The organism is Halobacteriovorax sp. RT-1-1, assembly GCF_047085455.1.
Classification (GTDB): Bacteria; Bdellovibrionota; Bacteriovoracia; order Bacteriovoracales; family Bacteriovoracaceae; genus Halobacteriovorax_A.
This window is the reverse complement of sequence record NZ_JBKIXZ010000001.1, coordinates 820853-844817: the sequence shown is the minus strand read 5'-3', so window position 1 is coordinate 844817 and position 23965 is coordinate 820853. Positions and strand designations below refer to the sequence as shown.

23 protein-coding genes are annotated in these 23965 nt (G+C 37.2%); 4 read left to right on the top strand and 19 right to left on the bottom strand.

What is annotated here, in order from left to right:
• Positions 1 to 57 precede the first annotated feature (57 nt).
• From ACMAWV_RS04180 to ACMAWV_RS04130, 11 genes are all read right to left on the bottom strand, one after another.
• Complete coding sequence (locus tag ACMAWV_RS04180) at positions 58 to 825, bottom strand: motility protein A (RefSeq protein ID WP_103216391.1); 768 nt, start codon at positions 823 to 825, stop codon at positions 58 to 60.
• Between the two features lie 235 nt (positions 826 to 1060).
• Positions 1061 to 1294 (bottom strand): hypothetical protein, encoded by a 234-nt coding sequence (locus ACMAWV_RS04175; protein WP_021266251.1) that lies wholly within the window; start codon positions 1292 to 1294, stop codon positions 1061 to 1063.
• A 132-nt stretch (positions 1295 to 1426) separates the two neighbouring features.
• The gene (locus ACMAWV_RS04170; RefSeq protein ID WP_412469885.1) at positions 1427 to 2587 is read right to left on the bottom strand and encodes a chorismate-binding protein; all 1161 of its coding nucleotides are present in this window, start codon (positions 2585 to 2587) and stop codon (positions 1427 to 1429) included.
• Positions 2562 to 3923 (bottom strand): replicative DNA helicase, encoded by a 1362-nt coding sequence (gene dnaB / locus ACMAWV_RS04165; RefSeq protein ID WP_233189671.1) that lies wholly within the window; start codon positions 3921 to 3923, stop codon positions 2562 to 2564. The genes ACMAWV_RS04170 and dnaB overlap by 26 nt, the downstream gene beginning before the upstream one ends.
• Positions 3924 to 3994: 71 nt before the next feature.
• Positions 3995 to 4609, bottom strand: a complete 615-nt coding sequence (gene rplI, locus ACMAWV_RS04160; protein ID WP_103216388.1) for a 50S ribosomal protein L9 — start codon at positions 4607 to 4609, stop codon at positions 3995 to 3997.
• Between the two features lies 1 nt (position 4610).
• Positions 4611 to 5621 carry a DUF2232 domain-containing protein gene (locus ACMAWV_RS04155; protein ID WP_412469886.1) on the bottom strand — a complete coding sequence of 337 codons (1011 nt, stop codon included), beginning with the start codon at positions 5619 to 5621 and terminating at the stop codon, positions 4611 to 4613.
• A 41-nt stretch (positions 5622 to 5662) separates the two neighbouring features.
• Entirely contained in the window at positions 5663 to 6280 is a 618-nt protein-coding gene (rpsR, locus tag ACMAWV_RS04150) for a 30S ribosomal protein S18 (RefSeq protein ID WP_412469887.1), read from the bottom strand.
• A 323-nt stretch (positions 6281 to 6603) separates the two neighbouring features.
• Positions 6604 to 7215 carry an LON peptidase substrate-binding domain-containing protein gene (locus ACMAWV_RS04145; RefSeq protein ID WP_103216385.1) on the bottom strand — a complete coding sequence of 204 codons (612 nt, stop codon included), beginning with the start codon at positions 7213 to 7215 and terminating at the stop codon, positions 6604 to 6606.
• Between the two features lie 49 nt (positions 7216 to 7264).
• A complete protein-coding gene (locus ACMAWV_RS04140; protein WP_103216384.1) occupies positions 7265 to 8836 on the bottom strand; it encodes an Rne/Rng family ribonuclease in 1572 nt (523 codons plus the stop codon).
• A gap of 182 nt (positions 8837 to 9018) precedes the next feature.
• Positions 9019 to 10233, bottom strand: a complete 1215-nt coding sequence (locus tag ACMAWV_RS04135; RefSeq protein ID WP_103216383.1) for a NupC/NupG family nucleoside CNT transporter — start codon at positions 10231 to 10233, stop codon at positions 9019 to 9021.
• A gap of 86 nt (positions 10234 to 10319) precedes the next feature.
• Positions 10320 to 10715 carry a hypothetical protein gene (locus ACMAWV_RS04130; protein WP_103216382.1) on the bottom strand — a complete coding sequence of 132 codons (396 nt, stop codon included), beginning with the start codon at positions 10713 to 10715 and terminating at the stop codon, positions 10320 to 10322.
• A 161-nt stretch (positions 10716 to 10876) separates the two neighbouring features.
• Here ACMAWV_RS04130 and ACMAWV_RS04125 point away from each other — a divergent pair, with 161 nt between their 5' ends.
• The 3 genes from ACMAWV_RS04125 (at position 10877) to ACMAWV_RS04115 (ending at position 14455) form a co-directional block, all read left to right on the top strand.
• Complete coding sequence (locus ACMAWV_RS04125; protein ID WP_412469888.1) at positions 10877 to 12196, top strand: thymidine phosphorylase; 1320 nt, start codon at positions 10877 to 10879, stop codon at positions 12194 to 12196.
• An 8-nt stretch (positions 12197 to 12204) separates the two neighbouring features.
• Entirely contained in the window at positions 12205 to 13029 is an 825-nt protein-coding gene (locus ACMAWV_RS04120; RefSeq protein WP_103216380.1) for a purine-nucleoside phosphorylase, read from the top strand.
• A 97-nt stretch (positions 13030 to 13126) separates the two neighbouring features.
• Positions 13127 to 14455, top strand: coding sequence for a PolC-type DNA polymerase III (locus ACMAWV_RS04115; protein ID WP_412469889.1), 1329 nt, complete (start codon positions 13127 to 13129; stop codon positions 14453 to 14455).
• Here ACMAWV_RS04115 and ACMAWV_RS04110 read toward each other — a convergent pair whose 3' ends face one another.
• The 6 genes from ACMAWV_RS04110 to ACMAWV_RS04085 all read right to left on the bottom strand — a co-directional run bounded on the left by ACMAWV_RS04110 (position 14456) and on the right by ACMAWV_RS04085 (position 21213).
• Positions 14456 to 15892 (bottom strand): histidine kinase dimerization/phospho-acceptor domain-containing protein, encoded by a 1437-nt coding sequence (locus tag ACMAWV_RS04110; RefSeq protein WP_412469890.1) that lies wholly within the window; start codon positions 15890 to 15892, stop codon positions 14456 to 14458.
• Entirely contained in the window at positions 15892 to 17190 is a 1299-nt protein-coding gene (gene xseA, locus ACMAWV_RS04105; RefSeq protein ID WP_412469891.1) for an exodeoxyribonuclease VII large subunit, read from the bottom strand. Before xseA ends, ACMAWV_RS04110 begins: the two co-directional genes overlap by 1 nt.
• Before the next feature lie 66 nt (positions 17191 to 17256).
• Positions 17257 to 18603, bottom strand: coding sequence for a S41 family peptidase (locus tag ACMAWV_RS04100; RefSeq protein ID WP_412469892.1), 1347 nt, complete (start codon positions 18601 to 18603; stop codon positions 17257 to 17259).
• Between the two features lie 14 nt (positions 18604 to 18617).
• Complete coding sequence (locus ACMAWV_RS04095; protein ID WP_392990925.1) at positions 18618 to 19670, bottom strand: murein hydrolase activator EnvC family protein; 1053 nt, start codon at positions 19668 to 19670, stop codon at positions 18618 to 18620.
• Complete coding sequence (locus ACMAWV_RS04090) at positions 19655 to 20452, bottom strand: hypothetical protein (protein WP_103216374.1); 798 nt, start codon at positions 20450 to 20452, stop codon at positions 19655 to 19657. The genes ACMAWV_RS04095 and ACMAWV_RS04090 overlap by 16 nt, the downstream gene beginning before the upstream one ends.
• The gene (locus ACMAWV_RS04085) at positions 20440 to 21213 is read right to left on the bottom strand and encodes a cell division ATP-binding protein FtsE (protein WP_146037737.1); all 774 of its coding nucleotides are present in this window, start codon (positions 21211 to 21213) and stop codon (positions 20440 to 20442) included. The genes ACMAWV_RS04090 and ACMAWV_RS04085 overlap by 13 nt, the downstream gene beginning before the upstream one ends.
• A gap of 152 nt (positions 21214 to 21365) precedes the next feature.
• On the opposite strand from ACMAWV_RS04085, the gene ACMAWV_RS04080 reads away from it, so the two are divergent.
• Entirely contained in the window at positions 21366 to 22190 is an 825-nt protein-coding gene (locus ACMAWV_RS04080; protein WP_412469893.1) for a hypothetical protein, read from the top strand.
• Here ACMAWV_RS04080 and ACMAWV_RS04075 read toward each other — a convergent pair.
• Both ACMAWV_RS04075 and ACMAWV_RS04070 read right to left on the bottom strand, forming a co-directional pair.
• A complete protein-coding gene (locus ACMAWV_RS04075) occupies positions 22168 to 23598 on the bottom strand; it encodes an HD domain-containing protein (protein WP_103216371.1) in 1431 nt (476 codons plus the stop codon). The genes ACMAWV_RS04080 and ACMAWV_RS04075 overlap by 23 nt on opposite strands.
• A gap of 139 nt (positions 23599 to 23737) precedes the next feature.
• Positions 23738 to 23911 (bottom strand): hypothetical protein, encoded by a 174-nt coding sequence (locus tag ACMAWV_RS04070; RefSeq protein WP_158246753.1) that lies wholly within the window; start codon positions 23909 to 23911, stop codon positions 23738 to 23740.
• Positions 23912 to 23965: the final 54 nt, after the last annotated feature.

The window sequence follows — 23965 nt, the reverse complement described above, 5'->3', positions numbered from 1 at the left end:
CCTTGATTACCTTTAGTATTTATTCCTCAAATACTGGTTTTTTTATTGGTTTTAAGCCTATTCTTCACCTTCATCCGAAGCAGATCTTTCACTTGGCGGAAGGAATGAATTAAGTTTTTCAATAATCATACGAGGGTTTTCACCTGCAACAATTCCAAGTGTTCCCGCTACTACAATACTCATGGACATAAGTTCCATTTGTGATCGGTATGAAATTTTATTTTTAACAGGTCCTGCAAAAACGTTGGCAATAATCGCACCATAGAACGTTGTCAGAAGGGCAACGGCCATGGCCGGACCAATCGCCGACGGATCTGAAAGGTTCTGAAGCATCTGTACCAGACCGATTAGGGTCCCGATCATTCCCATAGCAGGGCCATCTGCCGCAACACCATCAAAAACATCTGCCCCAGTCTTGTGACGAGACTCCATTGAATCAATATCCATTTGGAGAATCGAAGCAATAACTTCAGGAGGTCTGTTATCCGCTGCAAGAGTCATCGCCTTCTTCATAAACGGATCATCAATTTCAGCTTTCTCTAAAGCAAAAACTGACTCACGTCTGGCAAGCTCTGCTAGTTCTTTAATTTTGTTAATTTTGTCTTTAGGATCAACTGGCGTGAAGAAGATCGATTTCATTGCAATTGCAACAAGACCTTTTACAACCTCCATTGGCCAACGATAAAGAGTTACTCCGATTAGACCTAGACCAACAACAAGTACTGAAGGGACATCAATGAAAATTGAGATCGCCCCACCTGACATAATGGAACCCATGATTCCACCTACTGCTAATACTAATCCAATGACTGATGCTATATCCATACAACATTCCTATGAAAATTTTCCTATTTCATTCTAAGTATCGGAAATGAGAAGTCTTACCTTAATAAAATTTTAGTAAGCACTTTAAATTGCATAGTTGTGGAAATTTCTACCGATTGAAGATGTTCAGTAAGGAGAATAAAAAAATGCCCCTCTCACTAAACCTAAGCTTAATAAGAAGGGCATTAAGGAGATTATTGAGAAACAAGTCCTATGTTTCCAAAAGATTAACTGACTATTTTACTTTAGAAGTATCGACACCATTCTCTTGAAATGTTGTGTCGAGAAACTTAAGCATTTTTGATCTCAATTCATCCATTGAAACAGTATCATCAAGCATTAACTCTTTCTTAATGAAATCAGTTGGTACACCTGAGATTTCAACTAAATCATTTAATTGCACCATAACGTCCTTGTTGTGAGTATCTTTGTTCTGTGTTGTCTGTGTTGTGTTGTTTGTCATATCCATTGACTTCCCTCTCCTGCGACAAATTTTCAACGATCCATGTTGGAGCAATCCTTTGCTTCACTTTGTCACAAAAAAATCATATCTAGCGTGATATTTGAATGTCAAAACTAACAAAACAGATGTAAGAATTTATTAGATTTTTACATCCTTAAAGAAAACCTTAAGAAAGCTATTAGCTTTGGCTTTTAGTTCGAAGAATTCGCTCTCAGCGTCACTTAGTAGAGTGATTCCTCCTCCTGCCCCGTATAGAGCGAGGTTAGAAGATGATGCAATATCTAAAGAACGGATATTTATAGATGATTTATAAATATTGTCAAAATTTAAAATGGTAGAACCTGTGTAAATTCCTCGGTCTTTATTTTCGATATTTTTTATCAATTCCACGACTCTTTTTTTCGGTGCACCAGTGATACTTCCTCCTGGAAACAGGGAGGTAACTAAAGAGAGGTTGTTGCACTCTTCTAGCTCTACACTTATTTTAGAGTACTGATGAATAAGTCCTGGCACATAAAAAAATTCGCGCATTGATTCAACTTTTGAAAAGTTTTTTCCAATGGCAGACAGATCATGTCTTAAGAGGTCTGTAATTATATTGAGTTCACTTGTATTTTTGACGTCGTTAATTAAGAAGTCTTTGCCAAGATGATCGGCCACAGTTCCCTTGATTGGTCTTGTTGTGAGTTTTTTTCTTTCCTGGTCATACTCGTATAAGCATTCTGGAGAATTACTAATAACGAGACGCTCTTCAAATGGAAGACTTAGGATATGTGCAAATTCACCGAGCTTGGGATAAAGCTCTATACTTAAAAATGTATTAATCAGATCATCTGTATTTGAAATTTTTAACTCGATAAGAGAAGTTAGATTTAGCTGGTAACAATTTCCGGCCAATAAATTTTCATATGTCTTATGAAATAGATTTTCATACTCATCTTTAGTAATAATTTTTTCTACTGTAGCTGTCGTTTTCTTATGGGCTTCTGTAGGCCTTATAATGCTTTTCTCTTCAAAGTTTATAAGTGTTGCAAGGCTTAGCTCTTCTTCAAAGTAAGGGGCATCAGACAAAAAGTAATGGCCTAATTCATAATGCAGAGATTGCACATGCCAGCAGTGTCCTAATAAGTCTTTTAAAGCAGCAACAGAGAAGTCCTGTTCAGTTTGACGGAGTCGATCGTAAATTTTCTTATTTGTTATATGAAGGTATTTTGAAGGCCTCTCAAGTTTTAAGAAGCCTTCTTCATGTTTAAAGAGAGCGTAAGTCGATTGACTAGTTTCTGCCATCGTCTTGCGCATAGGCGATATTTTCGAAACTTGTATGCGCACCAACGAATGTTAGCTTTGCAGTTCCAACTTCACCACCACGGTTTTTACCAACGATAACTTCTGCAATCCCCTGATCTTTTGTATCAGGGTTATAATATTCATCACGATATACGAACATAATAATATCCGCATCCTGCTCAATTGATCCAGATTCACGAAGATCCGAAGTCATTGGACGTTTGTTAGGACGAGATTCAACCCCACGGTTAAGCTGTGAAAGTGCGATTACCGGACACTCAAGTTCTTTGGCCATATTCTTTAGGCCCCTTGAAATTTCCGCAATCTGCTGTTCACGAGGAAGCATCTTATTGTGTGAACTCATTAGCTGAAGGTAGTCGATAACCACAAGTCCCAGACCTTCAGATGCTTTGATCTTACGACAAGCAGACTGAATATCGAGAAGGTTTGTCCCAGCATTATCATTAATATAAATTGGCATATCAGCAAGTTGCTGAATCCCCTGCCCAATTTTTCTTAAATCTGTTTCAAGGAACTCTTTTGTACGAATTCTTTTTGAATCGATCTTCGCACGTTGAGTTAGAAGTCTCATTGAAAGTTCCTTGGCCATCATCTCCAGAGAGAAAAGAGCAACTGGAAGTTTTGAGAACTCACAAGCATTCTGTGCAACGTTTAGAGCAAGAGCAGTCTTCCCCATGGCAGGACGGGCAGCTAGAATAATTAACTGACCAGGTTGCATACCAAGTAATAACTTATCAAGGGCACCATAACCAGTCGGTACACCATGAATCTCACCGGCAACGCGCGATGTATCTTCAATTTCTTTAATGTTTTCTTTTAGACACTCATTAAGCTTAATCATACTTCCTTGTTTGGCCTCGTTTGTAAGACCAAAGAAGATTGATTCTACTTCCTGAATGAAGTCTTGTGCATTTCCAGAGAAAGTTGCACCTTTGTCCGCTACCTTTCTAGCTTGGCGAACGAGGTCTCTAAGAGACGCCTTGTCTTTTACAGTCTTTGCATAGTGACGAAGGTTTGCACTTGATACCTGATCTTCTGTAATATCAAGAATGAAGTTCTGACCACCAATTTCATCAAGGCGATTGTGGTCTGAAAGATATGAACAAATTGTTACGTAATCAACAGGGTTATTCGAGTGAACCATATCTTTAATGGCATCGAATACAATTCCATATTTCGGATTATAAAAATCCTTTCCCTCTAATTTTAAATCAGAGATTTCATCAAATGACATACTATCTAAAATTAAGCATGAAAGTAGAGATTTCTCAGAAAGAGTATCGTTTGGAAGTGTTCTTGCGTTGTTCGAGTTGTTTTGCTCAACCATATTCTGCCCCATAATATGATTAGAAAAAAGAAGGGAGGCTTAAAGCCCCCCTCTTTAATATAAGAAAAAAATTAGCTTCTTAGGATTCTATTAGCTTCCATCTTAAGCTTTTCTTCTTCAGACATCTCACCTGAGTTGTCACCAGAAGCAGCAGCTTCAGCAGCTTCTTTAGCAAGAAGTTCTTGAGCAGCTTTCATTGCAGCAAGTTCTTCAGCTTTTTTCTTGTTTTCTTCTTCTTGAGCTGGATCCATTTTTACAGTTACTGTAAAAGTAGCATCTACACCTGCGAAAACTTTAGCTTTAACTTCGTAGCTACCAATCGCACGGATTGGGTTTTCTAGAAGAAGGTGTCTTCTTTCTACATCGTGACCTAGTTTACCTAGTTCAAGAGAAAGTTCGTGAGTAGTAACAGAACCAAATAGTTTACCGTTAGTACCTACTCTTTTGATAAGTTCAATGTTTAGTCCATTGATTGCACCAGCAACTTTTGTTGCAGATGCTTTATCAGCTTCAACTTGCTTAGCAAGTAGTTTCTCAAAGTGCTTAACCTGAGCTGTGTTTGATTCATCAGCTAGAACTGCAGCACCATTTGGAATTAGGAAGTTTCTTGCATAACCAGCTGAAACGTTAACGATCTCACCAACGTTACCAAGAGACTTTACAGTTTCTTTAAGAATAACTTTCATTTTATATCTCCTTATTATTTTTAAAAAATCTTCTAAAGTTGACCCAATAGTCTAATAGGCCAACAATCGCAATAAAACGATGAGCAAAGAAAATAGTCATAATCGCAAGAATTGAGCGAACAAACCCAGTCACCTTAATATATTTTAAGAAGTCTAAGTAAACACCCATTCCTTGAAAGAAATAGAATATTCCTAAGCAAAGTAAGATATTAAGGCCAATAACCTCAACAATCTCACCACCAATATACTCTCCACCTAAGAAGAGAGCTAGCCCAATAACTACGATAAGGGCAAAGTACTCTGGCACTTGAAAGCGCACAAAGTGCTTTAGACCAAATTTGTAGCCATGAAGCATTTTCCATAACTTTGCATTTCTTAAAAGCATGAAAACTGTTAACCATAAAATAAAGAACGTACTTACAAAAATAACAGAGAAGCCCCATTGATAGATTCTCTTAATGATATCTTCTGGGTTTTCAAAAACACTTTGGTAAGTTGCTGCGACTTCACCACCGCGAGCAATTAATTCTTTATAATCTGGTGAATTCTTTAATTGTGACAAACCTTCATTTACTGAAGTTGTAATCGTCGTCGAGATTGTTGAAGGAAAAATCACTTCAATTGTTCCCAAAAGTCCGAAGATCACAAGTAGAAGTATAAATCCTCTCTTTAATAATCCTTTTACAGGATCTTCATTGCGTAAAATCGTAGCGGCACTCAAGTAACCAATGATAACAGCGTAGAATAAAACGTACGCCGAGTTAGCAAGGATTAAAAAAGAGTCGTTCGTTTGTGCAGCAATAAAGCAAAGAACGATCATTACACCGAAAGTCACAAGCGTCTTTAAGTTTCCATAGATTAAGAAAGCGAATGCCACTGGAAGTGGTGAAAATACACCTAGTGGATAAGCAACACTTAAGATCAAACTCACTACACATAAGAAAAGTAACTTCCCAATTGTGAAGTTATCTTTTGAGATAAGTGTAAATGTGTTTGGTTTCTTATCGTTCATTATCTTTTTCTAATTCCCTTAAGACTAAGTTCTCAACGCTCTTAGTGAGCGAAGTCACCTCTAACGTGAGATACTAGACCAATATTTCTTGCTCTCTTAATTGCAGATTGTGCCCATCTGTGGTGCTTAGTAGAAACACCTGTAACTCTTGCTGGTTGAATTTTACCAAACTCGTTGATAAGCCAGTTGTAAGTTTTTGGATCTTTCCAGTCTGCAGTGATGCTGTTTGCTTTGAACCAACAGTTCTTTCTCTTAGCAAATCTTCTCTTATCTTTTTCTGCACCTTTTTCTAGTTCATCAGTTTGTGAACCTGGGTGAGCTTTTGAGAATGGAGTTTTGTAAGCTTTAACAACAGCTTCTGCGTCTGCGTTGTTGTCTGCTAGTTTAATGATTAGATACTTGTGAACGTCTTCGTTGATTTTGAAACGTCTTTGAAGTTCTGTGTTTAGGTCTTTGTTACCTGAAACGATGAAATAGATGTAGTTACCTGTTTTAGCACCGTTCTTGGCAGTTTGAGCAAATGTTCTCATTCCCCAATCATCAGTTAAAAGGACTTCACCTTCGTAATTTTTTACAACTTCTGATACTAGGTTTTTAAGGCTAGTTTGTTGCTCTTCAGTTGCGCCCGCGTGAGCTACTAATGCTAACTCATAAATCATACTTTATCTCCTGGACAATAGTTATTATTGGCCTCCCTACCACAGGGAAGCGAGTAAATTAACGGTCAAATGTGGTGCTAATCTATCAGCAACAGCGCTTTGTGTAAAGCGACTTCGGGTACGCGCCACCTTTACGTGATTACAATACGTTGGACAATACAAGGAGGGGCAGAGGTATGTAGTTTCAGACACTTAGATGATAGCGACGGTAATAATATCCCTCGAATGAGCGTAAAATAGCCTAAATATGCGAATTTTTTTCAATTTATTCAAAAGAGAACAACCTAAACTACTGAATTCTCGATAAGGTGGCGCGTACTACTTTAGTCGAGCCATTCAAGAAGGACGTCGATCTTAGCGTTGATATCATCGATTTCAAGAATTCCCTGCTTTAGATCTGGCGAAGTAACCACAAATTCAGTAATGGCCCCGATTAAAACAACAGGATCTTTTGTTGCTTCCATGAGGGCATCGTACTCAACTTGATTTTTAAAAAATGATTTTGCCCAATGACGAAAAACGAGACCAAGCCTTTGCAGTGAAATCATGTGCTCAGGCATCACTGTTAAAAACTCTGTAATCGGGTCGACTTCAATTGTATTAAATGGAAGCTCTTCATTATAGACGTCCATGATGAGACCTTTAAAAAGAGGCTCAAGAACAACAAGCATTGTTCCATCTTTTGATTTTTGAAGAATTTGTACGCGGCCAAGCCCCACAACTCTCTTTACCGCATGATACTTTTCATGGTCAATTCCAATGGTATCAGCTTCTTCATCAGCATCTTGCAAAGTCGCATAGGCCAAAGCGACAGGTGTATTAGTTTTCTCTGCTTCATGAATCATATGTATGTAGCGTGGTTCAAAAATATTGAGGGGCTTTTTTAAGATCGCCTGATATGAAACTTTATGTAATGGGAATAGAAGTGCTCTCATATCAGTAAAACCTTAAAAGCAAGTAAGGGTGCCTTAGGCACCCATGCAGCTAGAATATTTCGTATTGTTCAACGTGATAAGAGTTCTCCGAGCGAATCTGAAGATTAACGCTGAATACCTCTTCCATCGTTTCGATAATATCAAGCTCTTCACCACAAAGAGATGCCGTCACTTCTGGGTGAGCATAAATTGATATCTTCTTTGACTCTGGATTGTTGCGAATTTTCTTTCCAAGTTCACGAACAATCTCATAGCAAATCGTATTTACTGTTTTTACAATTCCATTTCCTTCACAGTATGGACAAGGCTCACACATGATACGTGTAAGAGTGTCACGAGTTCTCTTTCGAGTCATCTCAACAAGCCCTAGTTCGGAAATAGGAAGGACTTTTGTTTTTGAACGATCTTTCTTAAGAGCGTCTACTAGTGAGTTATAAACAGCTTCGCGGTTTTCAACTTTTTCCATATCGATAAAGTCGATAATAATAATCCCACCACAGTTTCTAAGTCTTAGCTGATAAGCGATCTCTTTAACTGCTTCAAGATTAGTGCGAAGAATTGTTTCTTCTAATGTTTTTCGTCCGACAAATTTACCCGTGTTAACATCGATTGAAACAAGGGCCTCTGTTTGGTCGATATTTAGTGAACCACCTGAACGAAGGTAAACCTTATTGCTTAGTCCCCTTTCAATTTCAATATCAACACCAAATTTTTCAAAGATCGGATTTGTTTCATCAAAGAATTTTGCCTTCCCCTTAATTTGTGGAAGATACTTTGTTGCAAATTTTTCAACTTCTTTCACACCGTCTTTATCGTCGATAATAATATTATCAACATCTTCATCTGTAATATCTCTTAAAACTCGTTGAATAAAAGTTAAGTCTTCATAACAAAGCGCAGGTGCTTTTTCTTTCTCAGACTTCTTTTGAACTTCTTTCCAAATCTTTGTCAGCATATCGTAGTCTGACTTAAGAGTTTTGTATGAGCTTCCCTCTGCAACAGTACGAGCAATAACACCCTTACCTTCTGGACGAATTGTCTCAAGCATCTCTTTTAGACGATCACGCTCTTCCTCATTTTCAATACGGCGAGAAACACCAGTGTGCTCAATAAAAGGCATATAAACAACATAGCGCCCAGGGATTGTTACATGACGAGTAACACGTGGACCTTTAGTTGAAATAGGCTCTTTTGCAACTTGAACAATGATCTCATCCCCTTCTTTTAAGAATGATTCAATCGTTGCAGACTCTGGACGCATTTTCATATCCATCGATTCTGAAAGAGTTGCTAACTCATCAGGAATCACAAGACCATTTTCTTTCTTCTCTTTCTTAATTTCCTCGGCCTTCTTTGCCATCTCTCTTTGCTCATCAAGAGTCGGAAGATAAGCATCATCAACGTAGAGGAAAGCTGCTTTTGAATAGCCGATGTCAACGAATGCAGACTGCATTCCTGGTAAAACTCTTAATACTTTTCCTCGGTAGATATTCCCAAGGCGTGGATGCGGCGTTGTCGTTGGCTTAGTTCTCTCCATTAGGAAGTCGAGAATTTCACCATTCTCCATCAAAACAGCACGCCACTCGTTAACTGTTTTGTTAATAATTAAATCTTTAGACATATATATTCCTTTTAAACTCAAATCGAAATATGCAATAAAAACACGAGGCAAGTCGGCGAGCATAGCTCAAGCCAAAGACTTTAACCTACTAATAATTGTACGTCTGGGCAAGGTTTTGCGCTAGAAGATATAATATTCCGCGTTACCCTACTCAACTAATCAATCATTAAAATAAATTAGAATTAAATGAAGATACCAGCGATACAGGCCGTCATGAAACATGCAAGTGTCCCTGCAATTAGAGACTTCACACCTAGCTTTGCAAGGTCTTGCTTACGGTTTTCAGCGATCCCACCGATTCCACCAATTTGAATCCCAATTGATGAGAAATTGGCAAAACCACAAAGGGCATACGTTGCAATAGTAATTGAGCGCTCCGATAGGTTACCCATATTCGCCTTAAGGTCTAAGTAGGCCACGAACTCATTTAGTACTAACTTCTTACCAAGAAGCATTCCCACGATTTCCGCATCCTTCCACTCAACACCTAATAACCAAGCAAATGGAGCAAATAATTTACCCATGATTAGCTCAAGAGTAATTCCTTCAAAACCAAACCAACCTGTGATTAGGCCAAGAGCACCGTTGAACATTGCTACAAGAGCAATGATTGCAATCAACATTGCACCAACATTAATGGCAAGCTTTACACCTTCACTTGCACCATTGGCCGCAGCATCGATTAAATTTACACTGTTATCTTTTAAATCTAATTTTAAGTCACCTTGAGTTAGAGACTCTTGTGTCTCTGGCACCATAAGCTTGGCACAAACAAGTGCCGCTGGAGCCGACATAACTGATGCCGAAAGTAAGTGTGCAGCATCAATTCCGAAACCAACATATGAAGCAAGAACCCCACCTGCAACAGTGGCCATTCCACCAGTCATTAGCGCCATAAGTTCCGATTGTGTCATTTTTGAAACCAGTGGCTTTACCACAAGTGGTGCCTCAGTTTGCCCAGCAAAGATATTGGCAGCGGCCGCTAGAGACTCAGCTCCCGATGTCCCCATCACAACTGACATGACTTTAGCAAAAGCCTTAATAACAACCTGCATGATACCTAAGTGATAAAATACACTCATTAATGAAGACATAAAAATAATTGTCGGAAGAACCATGACAAAGAAAATAAAGCCGAATTTTGGAACATTTGAAAGTGGACCAAAGATAAAGCCTGAACCTTCGTTAGTATAATTTAGAATTGCAGTGAAAAAACCACGTGCACCTTCAAAGAAGTTTTGCCCTACATCAGTTTTTAGAATGATGAGACCAAAGAAGATCTGAAGAGCTAGCCCAGAAAGAACGAGACGCCAATTAATTTTCTTACGGTTATTTGATAATGCAAAAGCAACACCAACCATAACGATCAAACCAAATGCCGAAATAACTCTTTCCATGGAATACCCTATTACTAAATTAAATTAATTCTAAAATTAGCCTTAGAGTATAGGTTTGAGCATAAATGGACAATAAAAAAGAATAATTAGAAGTTAAACGACCAACCAACTTTTGGATTTACAGCATTAAACTCTTTGATATCTTGTGCCGTATTTGACGCATGCCAATTAAGACGACTAGTCGTATCAAAGTCACGGTAACCCGTTTGACGAATTGTTGCTTGAGACTTTGCAGCTTGATTGTAGGCCACAACACCAACACCAACAACAATCCCTACAGCAGCACCAACGAGAATATTTTTAAGGTGATCCTTAGGCTCCTCAACAAAAGATAATGTCGACAGACCAAGAATAGCACCACCAAGGCCAAGACCAGCAACAGTTGTTAAGTCACGTAATCCTTCTTCCTTAAAATTTGTTTGTGCAAATGAAGAGAATGAAAATGTAAGAGCTAAACATATAATGATAATTTTTTTGAACATTTCTATAACCTTAAAATCCCTGCGCTACGCATTAAGTTTCATCATTGCCACCTCTAATGGCCGTGTCTATAATGACCCTTTTACTATTCTATACGCATAAGTAATTTGATGCAATAAATGCACAGGAATTATTAGGGAATTAAATTTTTAAAAGGAATACTATGTCGGAAAATTTTAGCGCATATCAGATCATCTCAAAAAAAAGAGATGGTAAAAAATTAACAGATGAAGAAATTAAGTGGTTCATAAATGGGATTACAAATGGTGACGTTGCTGACTATCAAATGTCTGCACTACTAATGGCCATTTACTTAAATGGTATGAGCGTAAAAGAAACTGCCGCTCTTACAGATGCCATGCTTTACTCTGGAAAGACGCTAAAGTTCTCAGGAGTGAACGTGATCGACAAACATTCAACTGGTGGTGTTGGAGACAAGGCATCGTTCATTCTTGGCCCAATCGCTACGGCATGCGGAGTTAAGGTTCCAATGATGGCCGGACGTGGTTTAGGCCATACAGGTGGAACAGTTGATAAAGTTGAATCGATTAAAGGATTCAAAACTGAACTAACTCTTGAACAATTCAAAAAGCAACTTAATAAAGAGAAGATCGTTCTTATTGGTCAAACAAAGGATATCGCTCCTGCTGACAAAATCATCTACGGTCTAAGAGATGTAACGGGAACAGTTGAATCAATCCCATTAATTACAGCATCAATCATGAGTAAGAAATTAGCAGAAGGTGCTAATGGTATCGTAATGGATATTAAAGTTGGTGACGGTGCATTCATGGATAATATCAAGGATGCAAAAGCACTTGCAAAAAGTCTTCGTGATACAGCAAAGCGCTTTGATAAGCGTATGATCACAATGATTACAGATATGAATCAACCACTAGGTCAGTATATTGGTAACTCTCTAGAGATCATCGAATCAATTGAGACACTAAAAGGTAACGGTCCAAAAGACTTAACTGATATCAGTGTTAAGCTTGCAGGTGCAATGATCTATATTGCAGGAAAAGCTGATTCACTAAAAGAAGGTGAAAAGAAAGCGCAAGCAGTAATTGATAATGGAAAAGCACTTAAAGTTTTCAAAAACCTTATTAAGGTTCAAGGCGGAGATGAGAAAGTTTGTGACGACTACTCTCGCCTACCGATAGCAAAAGAGAAGACTGTATTTAGCGCAACTAAGAATGGTTACGTTTCTGCGATTGCTTGCAAGAACATGGGCCTACACTGTGTAAGCCTTGGTGGTGGACGTGCAAAAGCAACTGATAAGATCGACTTTGGAGTTGGTTTTATTCTTAATAAGAAAGTTGGTGACAAGGTTTCTAAAGGTGAAGCACTTGTTGAGATCTACCATAACAAAGATCAGAAGAAACAAGTTGAAACTATCCTTGCAGACTTAAAGAAAGATATTAAAGTTACAACTGCTAAGCCTAAAGCAAGTAAGTTAATCTTTGAAGTGAAGGAAATCTAGAGGTACGTATGCACGCAATTTTTAAAAGACTAGAAGAGACAAAAAGTTATATCCAAAGCAAATATGACAAGGCACCTGATATTGGAGTTATCCTAGGTTCAGGACTTGGTGAATTTGCTAACCTTTTAGAAAACAAAGTTGAAATCAGCTACGAAGAAATCCCAGGTTTTAAAAAGACAAAAGTTAAGGGCCACAAAGGTCAACTTGTTATGGGTGAGCTAGGTGGAAAAGTTGTAGCTGTTATGCAAGGACGTATTCACCGCTATGAAGGCCACTCTCTTGATGAAGTTGTTTTTCCTGTCCGCGTTTTAAAAACACTTGGTATTAAGAATCTAATCATCACAAATGCTGCTGGTGGAATTAATTTAGATTACAGCTCTGGTTCACTTGTTCTAATTACAGATCACCTAAACTTAACTGGTGAAAACTGTCTTGTGGGAGAAAATATTGAAGAGCTAGGAACTCGTTTTCCAGATATGACTTATGCATGGTCACCTGCTCTTAAAGAAATTGCACATGCTTCGGCAAAGAATATTTCATATGATCTTAAAGAGGGTGTTTATGTTGGTGTAATGGGACCAACTTATGAAACTCCTGCGGAAATTCGTATGTATCGTAATTTTGGTGGAGACCTTGTTGGAATGTCGACAGTACAAGAGTGTATTGCTGCTAACCACATGGGACTTGATGTTCTTGGTATCTCTTGTGTGACAAATATGGCCGCAGGGATTGAGAATACTAAACTAAATCACGATGATATTAAGCACGAGGCCGCTCGTGTAATGAAGAAATTTCTAGAGCTTCTTGAAGAAGTTATCTCAAATATCAAATAAAAAAATCATAATTTCTCCCTACCTCGGTGGGGAGAACTTTGCTATAATCTATTCAATACCTAACCACGAGTGAATACTCGGCTTTCATGGATTATTGATGGAAACACATTCTTCAAAGAAAATGCTAGCAGACATGAGCTTCTGCGTCTTCGATTTAGAAACGACTGGTGGAAACCAGAAAAAAGATAAAATCATTGAAATTGGACTTGTCCAAATCGATAACCTGGAAGTAGGAGCTCAAAAAAGCTTTCTTATCAATCCAGAAAGAAAAATCCCAGACTTCATTCAAAAGCTAACTTCCATCACACAAGATGAAGTTGAGGGCGCACCAATAATTGATGCCGTTATTGATGAAGTTCTAGAGTTTATTGGTGACCGAGTTCTTATCGCTCACAACTCTTCATTTGATATTCCATTTTTAAATTCAGTTTTAGAAAGGCTTGGAAGAAAGCAACTTGAGAATAAGGGTTTGTGTACAAACCTTATGACGAAGTATCTTATTCCAACTCTCATGAACTCGAATCTAAACTATATGTCGCGTATTTTTAATATTTCTCACCAAAAGGCACACCGTGCCCTTGATGATGCTATCGCGACGGCCCAACTCTTCTTAAACTATCTCAATATCTTTATTGAAAAAGATATTAAGAAGATCAATCATCTTTACTACCCAAAAAATCGCTACGAGCTTGATCTTTGTAACTTTAAAAAAGATACAAGTGAGCACGAAGAAATCGTAGCAAAGATGAAAAAGATTTTTGCTCCTTTTGTTATTACAGTAAAAGGACAAAACGGAGTGATCCTCTTCTCTTTCCCATGTACGAACAAAGATAATGAAATTCAATTCATTAGTGAGCGTATTAAAGATCTCGAATGGCAAACTATTTCCATTAAACTTAGTGGACCAATTCTAGAGGCCCTTATTCGCTTTAATCATTCATTTAATAAAATGGATGAAGCCGATCAAGAAGAGGCCATCACAATGCTTCGTCAAAACCTGATTGGCGATGGTACGAAAGAAGAACTAAACGCCGAGTACAAAGAAGAGCTTCAAAAAATCAAGCAAGCTGACTTCGTTCTTATGAATCACCTTGTGCCAGAACAGTTTACAATCTACCCTCTTGGCGCTCTAGGAATTAGACAAGGATTAATCTTTCGCTACCCTGGTCACGACAAGAAGCTGATTCAATATATCAATTCAAAGTCTAATCGCAAGAAAGCGCAGAAGCTTAAAGAAATTCACTTCCCTGAAATGCTGCAGGAACTTGTTAATCTTTATATGGCAAAGAACCTGCGCCAAGAACGCGAGCTTATGATCTTTAAGGATTCATTTGCCCTTAAGAATAAGGACTTCTTCTTTACTCAACTTGATAAGTTCATTGAAGTGAATCCGAATAAGTATAATTATCCGGAAGCGTTTATTTAATCAGACCAAATTATAAATCACAATATCCTGCCCATGAATTTCAACGCGTGAATTTTCAAGTGCAAGTAAGTGGATGATTAAGCGGTTTAAGATCTTACTCTTTTGTCCTTCGATATTGAGATTCTTAACCGTAAGAATGATATCGTGTTCACTACGATAGAAGTTACAATCGATTGAGTTAGAGCTAGCATCAATTAAGAGTTCGTGATTTTTAAGCGTCATCATCTCACTTAGGATTAAGTAGAGAATGATTGGAAGACTTGCACCACTGATGGCATATTCTTTGAGATCATTTGAAATATTTGTATGAATCGATATTCCCGATTCGATTTTTCGATTGCTTAGTAGCGAGATTGCCTGTTGGAGAATACTCTCAAACGTACTTTGACGACTTAGTTGATCATTAACTTTGGCAAAACCAAGGAAAGTATTGATTAGGCTCTTACAACGATTTGCTGACGCCTTCATTTCATTTAGGATTGTTAAATCGTCTTCTTCCCACTCTTCAAGTTCTAACATATTAATGGCCGCAAGAATTCCAGCAAGAGGATTATTGAGTTCGTGGGCAATGGAGCTTGTAATAATACCAAGTTCAGAGTGAGACTTTGTATAATTGAATTCCTGTTTAACAAGACAAATTGTTTTTAAATTAGAAGTTGTACTTGAAAGAATTTTATACTTTTGATCTCCAATATCTAACCATCCTGAATCAATATTCTTAATAAGATTATTTGGTGTGATACCAAGCTTTAGAAAATGATCATTATGATAGTGAACGATACCATCATCACTCAAAATAACAACAGGATATGACAATTTGTTAATTAGGTCTGTAACACCTAACTGCTCACTTGAAAGCTCTTCTTGGTTAACATTAATTAATTGAATAACATTGGCGATCGCTTGTGCGGCCAAAAAAGCTTCTTCCCTATCCCCTTTTACAGTAAGTAGATAATAAGAAGTACTATCTTCAAAACAATAGTCTTCTTTAACAGGGTAAAGATGTGAATCGGCTTTATCGATTACCTTAATATTAAATTCATTTTTGACTTCAGAGATCTTAAAAAGTTCAGCTATAAAATTCTCATCATTATCTTGATATACCTTTTCAAGATAAAGACCTGCGATTTCCATTTCATCTAGATTGGCACTGGCCATACTAGAGTTTAATTTAAAGACTCTTGCAAGCTCTCTTTTGAAATGAAGAAGCTCTTTAAGATTCTCTATTGTTTCAATCTCAATAATGTGGTCTTCTAACTTAACAATTAGAGGGATACTAGATTCAATTGAAAAATCAAATTCATAATCACTAGAGCTAAATCCAGAATAGTTTAGATTGCGCTCCAGCTCTTCATCAATCTCTATATTTGAGTGGTAGTAAAAATTCTGTTTAGGCGAATTAACTTCACTATCTTGAAAGCCAAGAGATGCACTCACTAGTTAACTCCTTTATGAAGAGTCACCTTACCGTCAGCATAGTGAATATCCACATCGACATTTTCAAGCTTTGCCATGTCCTTGGCAGAGCTAATGACCTTGTCACCAATTTGAGTATAGGCATATCCACGAGTTAGAACATTTTTAGGATTTAAGGCACCGAGAATTTTTTCAAATTCCATATTCTTATTTTTATAATTCACAATTTTATTTTGGATTGCTTTTACGAGCTGACGACTAAGGCGATCAAGCTCAAAAGTATATTCATAAAGAGATAGGATCTGTTCTTTTCTCTTAATAAGATTCAGCTTCTCAAGCTCATGCTTATAATCTGAAATTTTCGACTTAAGAGCAATGAGGAAACTCTTCGGTGACGTTTCAGAAAGAACATCATAGCGACGACGAAGTTCCATATTCATGGCACCTTTTAAATCCTTACGAATGCGATTCATATCAGAGTCTAAGGCCATAAATTTTTGAGTTAAAACTTCTGCAGCAGCTGAAGGTGTCTCCATCCTAAGATCGGCCACATAATCAGAGATAGTAAAGTCCACTTGGTGACCAACGGCACTAATCGTTGGGATTGGGCAATTATAAATATCCCAAGCAAGTGCTTCGTCATTAAACGCCCAGAGGTCTTCCATCGACCCACCACCACGAGTGAGAACGATGACATCTAACATATCTTTCGAGCGGCCTTCTTCCTTGGCCTTTAGGTGATAAGCAATGAGTTTTTCAAGGGCCTTACGAATTGAGGCAGGAGCATTTACTCCTTGAACGAGGGCCGGTGAAAGAAGAACCTGATGATACTCAGATCTTCTTTGAGATACATTTAAAAAGTCTTGCAGGGCCGCGGCTCCTTTTGCCGTAATAACACCAATTCGTTTTGGCATCGTCGGTATCGGCTGCTTTGAACTCATATCAAAAAGACCTTCTGCTTGAAGTTTCTTTTTTAATAATTCAAATTGTTCCTGAAGATCACCCTTACCTGCCGGCACAATACGCTTAACAATTAACTGAAAAGTTCCACGACTCGGATAAACGGAAACAGAACCAGAGACTATAACCTTATCTCCTGCACGAATATTTTTAATGACTGGATTTCTCATGGCATCCATTTTAAAAAGGGCCATTTGCATGAGGGCACTGCCATCACCAAGTGAGAAATACCAATGTCCTGCACCAGAGGAGCTAAGGTTTGAAACCTCTCCTGTTACACTAATATTTTGATAATTAGACTCGAGATTTTTCTTAATGTGATTTACGAGTTGTGAGACTGATGGGACTTTATTATTCATCCCTTAATGATGTTAAAAAAGGCACAAAGTGGGAAGACAAAGAGCGTCATCCCACTGTGATTTCAACTAGATATTTTGAAATTTATTGACTGCGTTTAAAAATTTAATTGCCTGAAGAACTTGGTAGTCTTTGTCGGCCGAATACTTTCTAGCTACCGATGATTCATCTTTCTTTTGATTGATTTCTTTTGCTCTTTCAATTCTTTTTAGACGTGCTGCTTTTTCACGCTTAAGACGAGCTTCCTTTTCTTCTTCAGTTTCAACAGTGGCCGTTAAGTGATTTCTAAGATCGACTTCTCTTACTCCACCATCATCATACATATGCTCTTCAACAAATTCACCTTCGACTTGTGAAACTTGAACATCAGGCCTAATACCAAGGGCCTGAATTTTTCTTCCTTTTGGTGTCATATACTGGGCAATTGTAAGTTTAATCCCCTGCTCTTCTGAAACTTGAGAAACGGTTTGTACACTTCCTTTTCCAAAAGAATTTGTCCCAACAATTAGAGCACGCTTGTGATCTTGGAGAGCACCTGCCACAATTTCAGAAGCAGAAGCACTTGAGCCGTTAATTAATACAGCAACAGGTATCTCTAGTTCTTTATGGCCACTCTTTTTAACATAACGAATTTCTTTATTCTTTGGATCACGACCTTCAGTCGAAACAACTACTCCATCATTTAAAAAGATTGAAGCAAGATTTACTGCTTCATTTAAAAGTCCACCTGGGTTCGAGCGAAGATCTAGAACAACTCCTCTAAAATTCTTTCCAAGTTTCTTTTTTTCTTTTTTAAGCGCCTTTACTACATATTCAGCTGCATCTTTTTGAAATTGGCTTAAACGAATAACAGCATAGTTATTTACTGCAAATGACTTAACTGGCTTAGTCTTGATCTTTTGGCGCTTTACCTTGAAGTTACGAATATCTTTTTCACCAGCTCTTAGGATTCCTAGGTTAATAACAGTTCCAAGCTCACCTTTCATACGATCAACGGCTTCATCAAGAGTGATACCAATTGTTGACTCATTATTAATTTCAACAATTTTATCTCCTGGCAGAAGGCCCGCTTTTTCAGCAGGAGAATCCTCGATTGGAGTTGTAATGACAAGAACACCATCTTTTTGCGTAACTTCTATTCCAAGTCCACCATACTCGCCACTTGTGTCTTCTTGCATCTTCTTGAATACTTCTTCATCTAAAAATGCAGAGTGAGGGTCTAATGTTTGAAACATTCCCTTTAGTGCTCCATCAATGAGCTTATCAATATCTACCTTTCGGTAATAATTTGTTTCGATGATATGAATAACTTTATTGAAGAGTTCGAGCTTTTCAAAACGCGACCTCTCAGTTTGCTTTGCCTGAGCAGGTGCCACAAATGCCGTAAGCATAAGAGCAACAAATAGCTTTTTCATTATTATTCCTAATTTTAAATATTAATTTTATTATTAATTAGTTGTGCTGTATTTTGTGCTGTATTTTTCTTTCTAATTTCAAAATAAACTTTACTTAGATTCCCCTTCTTAATTGAGAATCTTGTTTTTGCAACAGATGAGCCAAGATCAACAGCTTGTCCCTTTTTTACGCTTGCTGCGAAGTCACCAAGATAGATACTACGAATATCATTTCCATGATCCACCATAATCACATTACCTACGTTGGCAAGTGAACCTACATATTCAACTTTTCCAGCTTTGGTCGCAAAAATTTCTTGTCCACTCTTAACAGTATAAGTAATTCCTTTCTTGCCATTTTCTGTCGAAATAAATTTTTTAACAGGAACAGCAAAATTAGCAACTAACTTAGTCGAAGAGCTACTTGCTTTGTTTTTACTTACTTTTAGTTTTGCTTGAGCTTTCTTTTTAGCAAGTTGTTGTGATTTTCTTAACTTACTATATTCTGATTTTAACTTTTCGTGATTTTCTTTTTCAGTTAAGAATTCTTGAACGGTTGAGCTTTTACGAGTTTCAAGCTCTTGTAAAAGAGTATAAAGCTCTCTTTCTATTTTTACTGTTTCACTCAAACGAGTTCTAAGTTCAAATGTCTTCTTTTTTAGGTCTGTACAATAATCAATTTTTGATTGAATCTCTTTCTTTTCATTCTTTAGAGACTTTAAAAGAAGCTGACTTTTCACAAGGTCTTCGTGCGTCGAGTTTTCCATGTAACTTAAGGCAACATGACGAATCGTCTTTTTTACACGAACTTTATCTGATTCCAGGTCAAATAAAGATTGATTAAGATTTTTTTCTAATTCAAAAATTTGATAATCAAGATCTTGTCTTGATTTCATGGCCTGAAGATAGTCTTCATTCTTTGTCTGTAATTGAGTTTCGATTGATTGAATCGACTTTTTGTAATTGTCGATCTTGCTGCGAGAATCAGTTACCTGCCCTTTAATCGCATTCAAGTTTGGTGCCGCCTCGGCCCTCATTGAAGCTGAAGTAATTAATAGAACTGTGAAAAGAACTAAGCTTTTTGCCATTCAAGTTTCCCGATCGTGTACCACGCAGAAGTTGTTAATAATGCTGCACTTACTATTAATGTAAAAACTTCATCCGGAGAGAAGAAGGCAAATGATAGAGCGCAACCAATAAGAGTTGATGCGATAATATTAACTGTGTACATTTTGAAAGCTACATTCTTCTTTCTTTGAAACTTTTCAATAAGGTAAGAAACCTGCTTTAAGTTGCGCTTAATAGTCATAAAAGCAACAACCCAAAAAAGAGCTAGAACAGTGATTAAAACTTGAAGCGGTCTTCTCTTTAGTTCATTCATTACATTTTTCCAAGATTGTGAATTTGAAATTTTCTTTCTCACACTTCCTAGAACAACATTGTCCTTACCTGTTAAACGAACTAAGTATTCTCTAATAAGGTTAGTCGAACTCTCCGAAACTTTCTCATCTAAAATAATTTTTAAACCCTTCATTGAGATAATTGAAGTAATTTCATCTTTTCCAAGTTCTAGAACATCTTTAAGTTGGTTTGTTACGGCCATGCTCTTTGTTGCACTGATCGCTTCAACACCCTTTACTCCAGGTAGTCCCTTAATCTTTCTAGAAATACTTGATGTGTTTAAATCCCCATCAACGAGAGCATTAAAGTAATACTCATTTTGAATTGCAGGAAGCGCATTTGAAATCTTCTTTTTAAAACTGTCATAGTTAGAAACAGAAATAACAAGAGAGATTGTTAAAAGAGAAAAAAGCGCTTGCCCAAAAAGATTATTTTTTGTGAAACGAGCTAATTCTTTTAAATAAAACATGCATGCCCCGAGTGGATTAGACGAGAGTTATCTAGGTGGATAATTCGTCCCGTGAAACGTTGTACTAATTCGCGATTATGAGAAGCCCAAATAATTGTTGTCCCTCTTTTCGCATTATAGATATTTAATAAATCAAAAAGTCTTTTTGTATTATCAAAGTCTAGTGAACTTGATGGCTCATCCGCAATAAATACGTCAGGCTTTGCAAGTAGCGCGCGAATGATGGCAACTTTTTGTCTTAGTCCCCCATTAGCATCCTTGGCCTTAAGTTTTACGCGATTTTTAATTCCTAGAATTTTAATTAGCTCGTTTAAGTCGCTCTCAAATTCTTTGCGAGAACGATACACACTTGGATCAAATGCAAATTGTAAATTATCGATTAGACTCATATTTTCAATCAGTCTTAAATCTTGAAAAACTTGTGTTGTAAAAACTCGATCATCAATTTTAATCGTTCCGCTCGTCGGTGAAACGTTTCCTGCAAGAACATTTAGAAGTGTTGTTTTCCCTGCTCCAGAAGCCCCGGTAACAAAGACAATTTCACCTTTTCTAATTTGCAAATTGATATTGGAAATGGCCTTGATTCCGTCGAAATCAACAGTGACATTCTCCAGCGTAAAATACATATTCGTATTTAAATTCTGGTTTCCAAATAAATTACTTGCTTGATTCGCGTAACTGCTTGAGATCATTGATATGAGTCCTTCATTTAAATATTCAAATCTTCCTAACTTGAATTGGGCAAAAATCCTCTTTGCCACTCTATAATTTTATAACAAAATCAAATTTTAAGCAAAGGTAGATAAAAAGACCGACTATGCGCGTCAAATAAGTAAATCTTTATCTTTCACCTGTTGAAGGAAACAAATTTTATACGTAGAATCAGGTGCAAATCAGTTAAAGCGAGGTCAAAGTGCTTGAAAAAATTAATGGAAAGCAAGTCGATGCCCATCTACTGTCTTCCCTCTTACAAGACAGTAGTGTTGATGGAGATTATGAAATTCGAAATCTTTCATTTTATGACATCATCTATGTCATCGACACAGCTGTTGATATTGGCCCGCGATTTAGAACGAAGCGAATTGATGAGGTCGGGATTAATGTGACCCTGGCCTTTACAGATAAAACACTTTGCAATGAATATCTTGATCAAAACAGTCGAATACGTGCAATCACTGTTGGAATGTTATGTGCAGAAGTTGAATCTAATTTTATTGAGGTCATCGCTCTTAACCCAAATTTATCTGGCCGATTCGAAGAGTTTATCTTTGTTCCACCTTACGACAAGCTAACTTGCCAATACATTCTCTCGCCTCGTGATGAAACAATTTCTCTGTTATCAATTGATAATGAATCTCATCGCTTTATGGGTGTTGAGGCAACTTTCTTTTCAATCACAAATAAGACGATGGTCACTTTTGGGCAAGAACAGAGAGAAGAATATCTAAATAATCTCATTGAGAATTTAAGTTTTATCATTCCTCGTATTCCACAAAGAAAAGGAAGTGCTAATATCATTTGCTTACTTTTAAATTTAGAGAATTCTATTGAAGAAAAAGCCTTTGTAAGGGATTACCCAACTTTTGAAGGCTATACTGAAGTACTTTTTGTGAACTCGAATCTTGAGCTACTAACTGGGAAGCTATCAAAAATTGAATACGATGGGGCAAGTCTTGAAGGTATCTACTTACCCCTAATCGAAAGGGCAAAAAAACTTAAATCACACCTTGTTCTTTAAGTAATTTATACGCACCGTCTGAGCAGAAGCAATTCGGTGTATAGCTCATAGTATTTGAAAGCTTTGAGATTATTGAGTTTTCAACATCAGCAAGTAGCTTAACCTGGCCATCATCCAATCTTATTTTAACTGGATCACGCTCTAGTAATAAGTTTGTTAATGTTGTCTTCTTTGCGAGCTCTCTTGGACTCTTAACAAAGATAATCTTCTTTTTAGGAATATCTGGAATAACCCAATCAGCATCACTTCCATTTTCTTTTACGAAGTTAACGATATCAGTGGCCTTATTACCAGTCTTCTTAAAGAGTTTATCATTGAATCCAATATTATCTTGTTCAAGCAAGCTTTGTGAAAAGTCACTTGTATCGATATTCTTAGCGCCATGTCTTAGAAGAAGGATACGTGCCATATCTTTAATATCTGCATACTTATCAAATTGTCCATCTACAAGAAGCTTATGAATTGTATTCATAAAGTATGAATCATTGAATCCGTAAAAACGCATAGGATCGTTACTGATAATATCGAGAAGATCACTATAGCGATAAATATGACCTTTTTCTAGCATGTGATAGCAAAGGGCATCTGCAATTGCATCATACTTTGATCCACGTGGAGAGCGAATAACTTGCGAGTACCAAGCAAAGCGTGCACTTAAAAAGTCTTCCACACAGTGAAGAGCATTTTCTTTAATTGCAAGAATGTCGTGACCTGCTACCTTCTCTGTTGTGAAGTGATGAAGTAGATATTCCCTATCATAAGTACCATACTTAAGACCTGTGTAGTGAGCATCTCTTAAAAGATAATCCATGCGGTCACAATCAATTTCAGAGTGAAGAATTTGATTAGCAAGGATTGACGAGTGTGTTCCTTTAACAAGATCTGAAACTTCTTGTGGATCAATTCCATGATCTTTTAGAATTCGTGTTAGGCCACCTTCATAGTCAGTATTCTTGATAATGAATGAGCCTAGGTTTTCGTGATCGTCTTGTAATCCCTTTCCACCTTTCTTATTTGTTGTCTCCCCTATCTTGATATAGGCCATCTCAGTTGTATGAGAAAAACAAAATGTTCCAATATCATGAAGAAGAGCTGAGACTCGAATGGCCTGATGATACTTGGCCTCTTTTGATTTCTGCTCTTTTACAAAGAGTTCATTATCTTCAACACCACGGCCAACTGACCTTAGAATAAGATGAGCATTATTAAGTACGCCAATACAATGTCCATAGCGAGAATGCTCGGCACCGTGAAAAACGTAGAATGAAAATCCTAATTGTTTAATCCAACGCAGCCTTTGAAAAAATGGGCTGTGGATAATCTCCATCTCAAGTGGAGTTAAGTCGATGAATCCATATAATGGATCATAAACTTTTAGACCTAATTTAGCGTTTGAGACAACTTCCATGTTGATCCTTTAATATAAATGTACTTGGTTCACTCTCGGCTCCTGCCTCCGTGGACATACCGTACATCCTGTACATAAAAAGCCCGTTAATTAACGGGCATCTTATATTTTATAATGAATTTGTTGATAGATACAAGGATTAAGACTTTTTCTTTCTTCCTCTTTTCTTTACAGGAGTTGTAGCGACTTTTAACGCTTCAAAAATTTTCTTCGCTTCACTTCTTAAGTTATTTTCATAGATAAAGCGGTAGAAATTCTCTAAATCTGGTGAATTTCTGAAGTTCTTTGGTAGTCTATTGTCTTCTGTTGACATGGGCTCTCCTTATTAGACTGACATATTAACTTCAAAAGTACGCTTTATCAATTC

What these genes read in the sequence shown, in the direction of transcription:
- ACMAWV_RS04145 (WP_103216385.1), bottom strand. Translation starts at nt 7,215, where the DNA reads ATGAGAGCACTTCTATTCCCATTACATAAAGTTTCATATCAGGCGATC.
- ACMAWV_RS04100 (WP_412469892.1), bottom strand. Translation starts at nt 18,603, where the DNA reads ATGAAAAAGCTATTTGTTGCTCTTATGCTTACGGCATTTGTGGCACCT.
- ACMAWV_RS04070 (WP_158246753.1), bottom strand. Translation starts at nt 23,911, where the DNA reads ATGTCAACAGAAGACAATAGACTACCAAAGAACTTCAGAAATTCACCA.
- xseA (WP_412469891.1), bottom strand. Translation starts at nt 17,190, where the DNA reads ATGAATAATAAAGTCCCATCAGTCTCACAACTCGTAAATCACATTAAG.
- ACMAWV_RS04125 (WP_412469888.1), top strand. Translation starts at nt 10,877, where the DNA reads ATGTCGGAAAATTTTAGCGCATATCAGATCATCTCAAAAAAAAGAGAT.
- ACMAWV_RS04170 (WP_412469885.1), bottom strand. Translation starts at nt 2,587, where the DNA reads ATGCGCAAGACGATGGCAGAAACTAGTCAATCGACTTACGCTCTCTTT.
- ACMAWV_RS04120 (WP_103216380.1), top strand. Translation starts at nt 12,205, where the DNA reads ATGCACGCAATTTTTAAAAGACTAGAAGAGACAAAAAGTTATATCCAA.
- ACMAWV_RS04115 (WP_412469889.1), top strand. Translation starts at nt 13,127, where the DNA reads ATGGAAACACATTCTTCAAAGAAAATGCTAGCAGACATGAGCTTCTGC.
- rplI (WP_103216388.1), bottom strand. Translation starts at nt 4,609, where the DNA reads ATGAAAGTTATTCTTAAAGAAACTGTAAAGTCTCTTGGTAACGTTGGT.
- ACMAWV_RS04140 (WP_103216384.1), bottom strand. Translation starts at nt 8,836, where the DNA reads ATGTCTAAAGATTTAATTATTAACAAAACAGTTAACGAGTGGCGTGCT.
- ACMAWV_RS04155 (WP_412469886.1), bottom strand. Translation starts at nt 5,621, where the DNA reads ATGAACGATAAGAAACCAAACACATTTACACTTATCTCAAAAGATAAC.
- ACMAWV_RS04090 (WP_103216374.1), bottom strand. Translation starts at nt 20,452, where the DNA reads ATGTTTTATTTAAAAGAATTAGCTCGTTTCACAAAAAATAATCTTTTT.
- ACMAWV_RS04175 (WP_021266251.1), bottom strand. Translation starts at nt 1,294, where the DNA reads ATGGATATGACAAACAACACAACACAGACAACACAGAACAAAGATACT.
- ACMAWV_RS04095 (WP_392990925.1), bottom strand. Translation starts at nt 19,670, where the DNA reads ATGGCAAAAAGCTTAGTTCTTTTCACAGTTCTATTAATTACTTCAGCT.
- ACMAWV_RS04180 (WP_103216391.1), bottom strand. Translation starts at nt 825, where the DNA reads ATGGATATAGCATCAGTCATTGGATTAGTATTAGCAGTAGGTGGAATC.
- ACMAWV_RS04130 (WP_103216382.1), bottom strand. Translation starts at nt 10,715, where the DNA reads ATGTTCAAAAAAATTATCATTATATGTTTAGCTCTTACATTTTCATTC.
- ACMAWV_RS04075 (WP_103216371.1), bottom strand. Translation starts at nt 23,598, where the DNA reads ATGGAAGTTGTCTCAAACGCTAAATTAGGTCTAAAAGTTTATGATCCA.
- rpsR (WP_412469887.1), bottom strand. Translation starts at nt 6,280, where the DNA reads ATGATTTATGAGTTAGCATTAGTAGCTCACGCGGGCGCAACTGAAGAG.
- dnaB (WP_233189671.1), bottom strand. Translation starts at nt 3,923, where the DNA reads ATGGTTGAGCAAAACAACTCGAACAACGCAAGAACACTTCCAAACGAT.
- ACMAWV_RS04135 (WP_103216383.1), bottom strand. Translation starts at nt 10,233, where the DNA reads ATGGAAAGAGTTATTTCGGCATTTGGTTTGATCGTTATGGTTGGTGTT.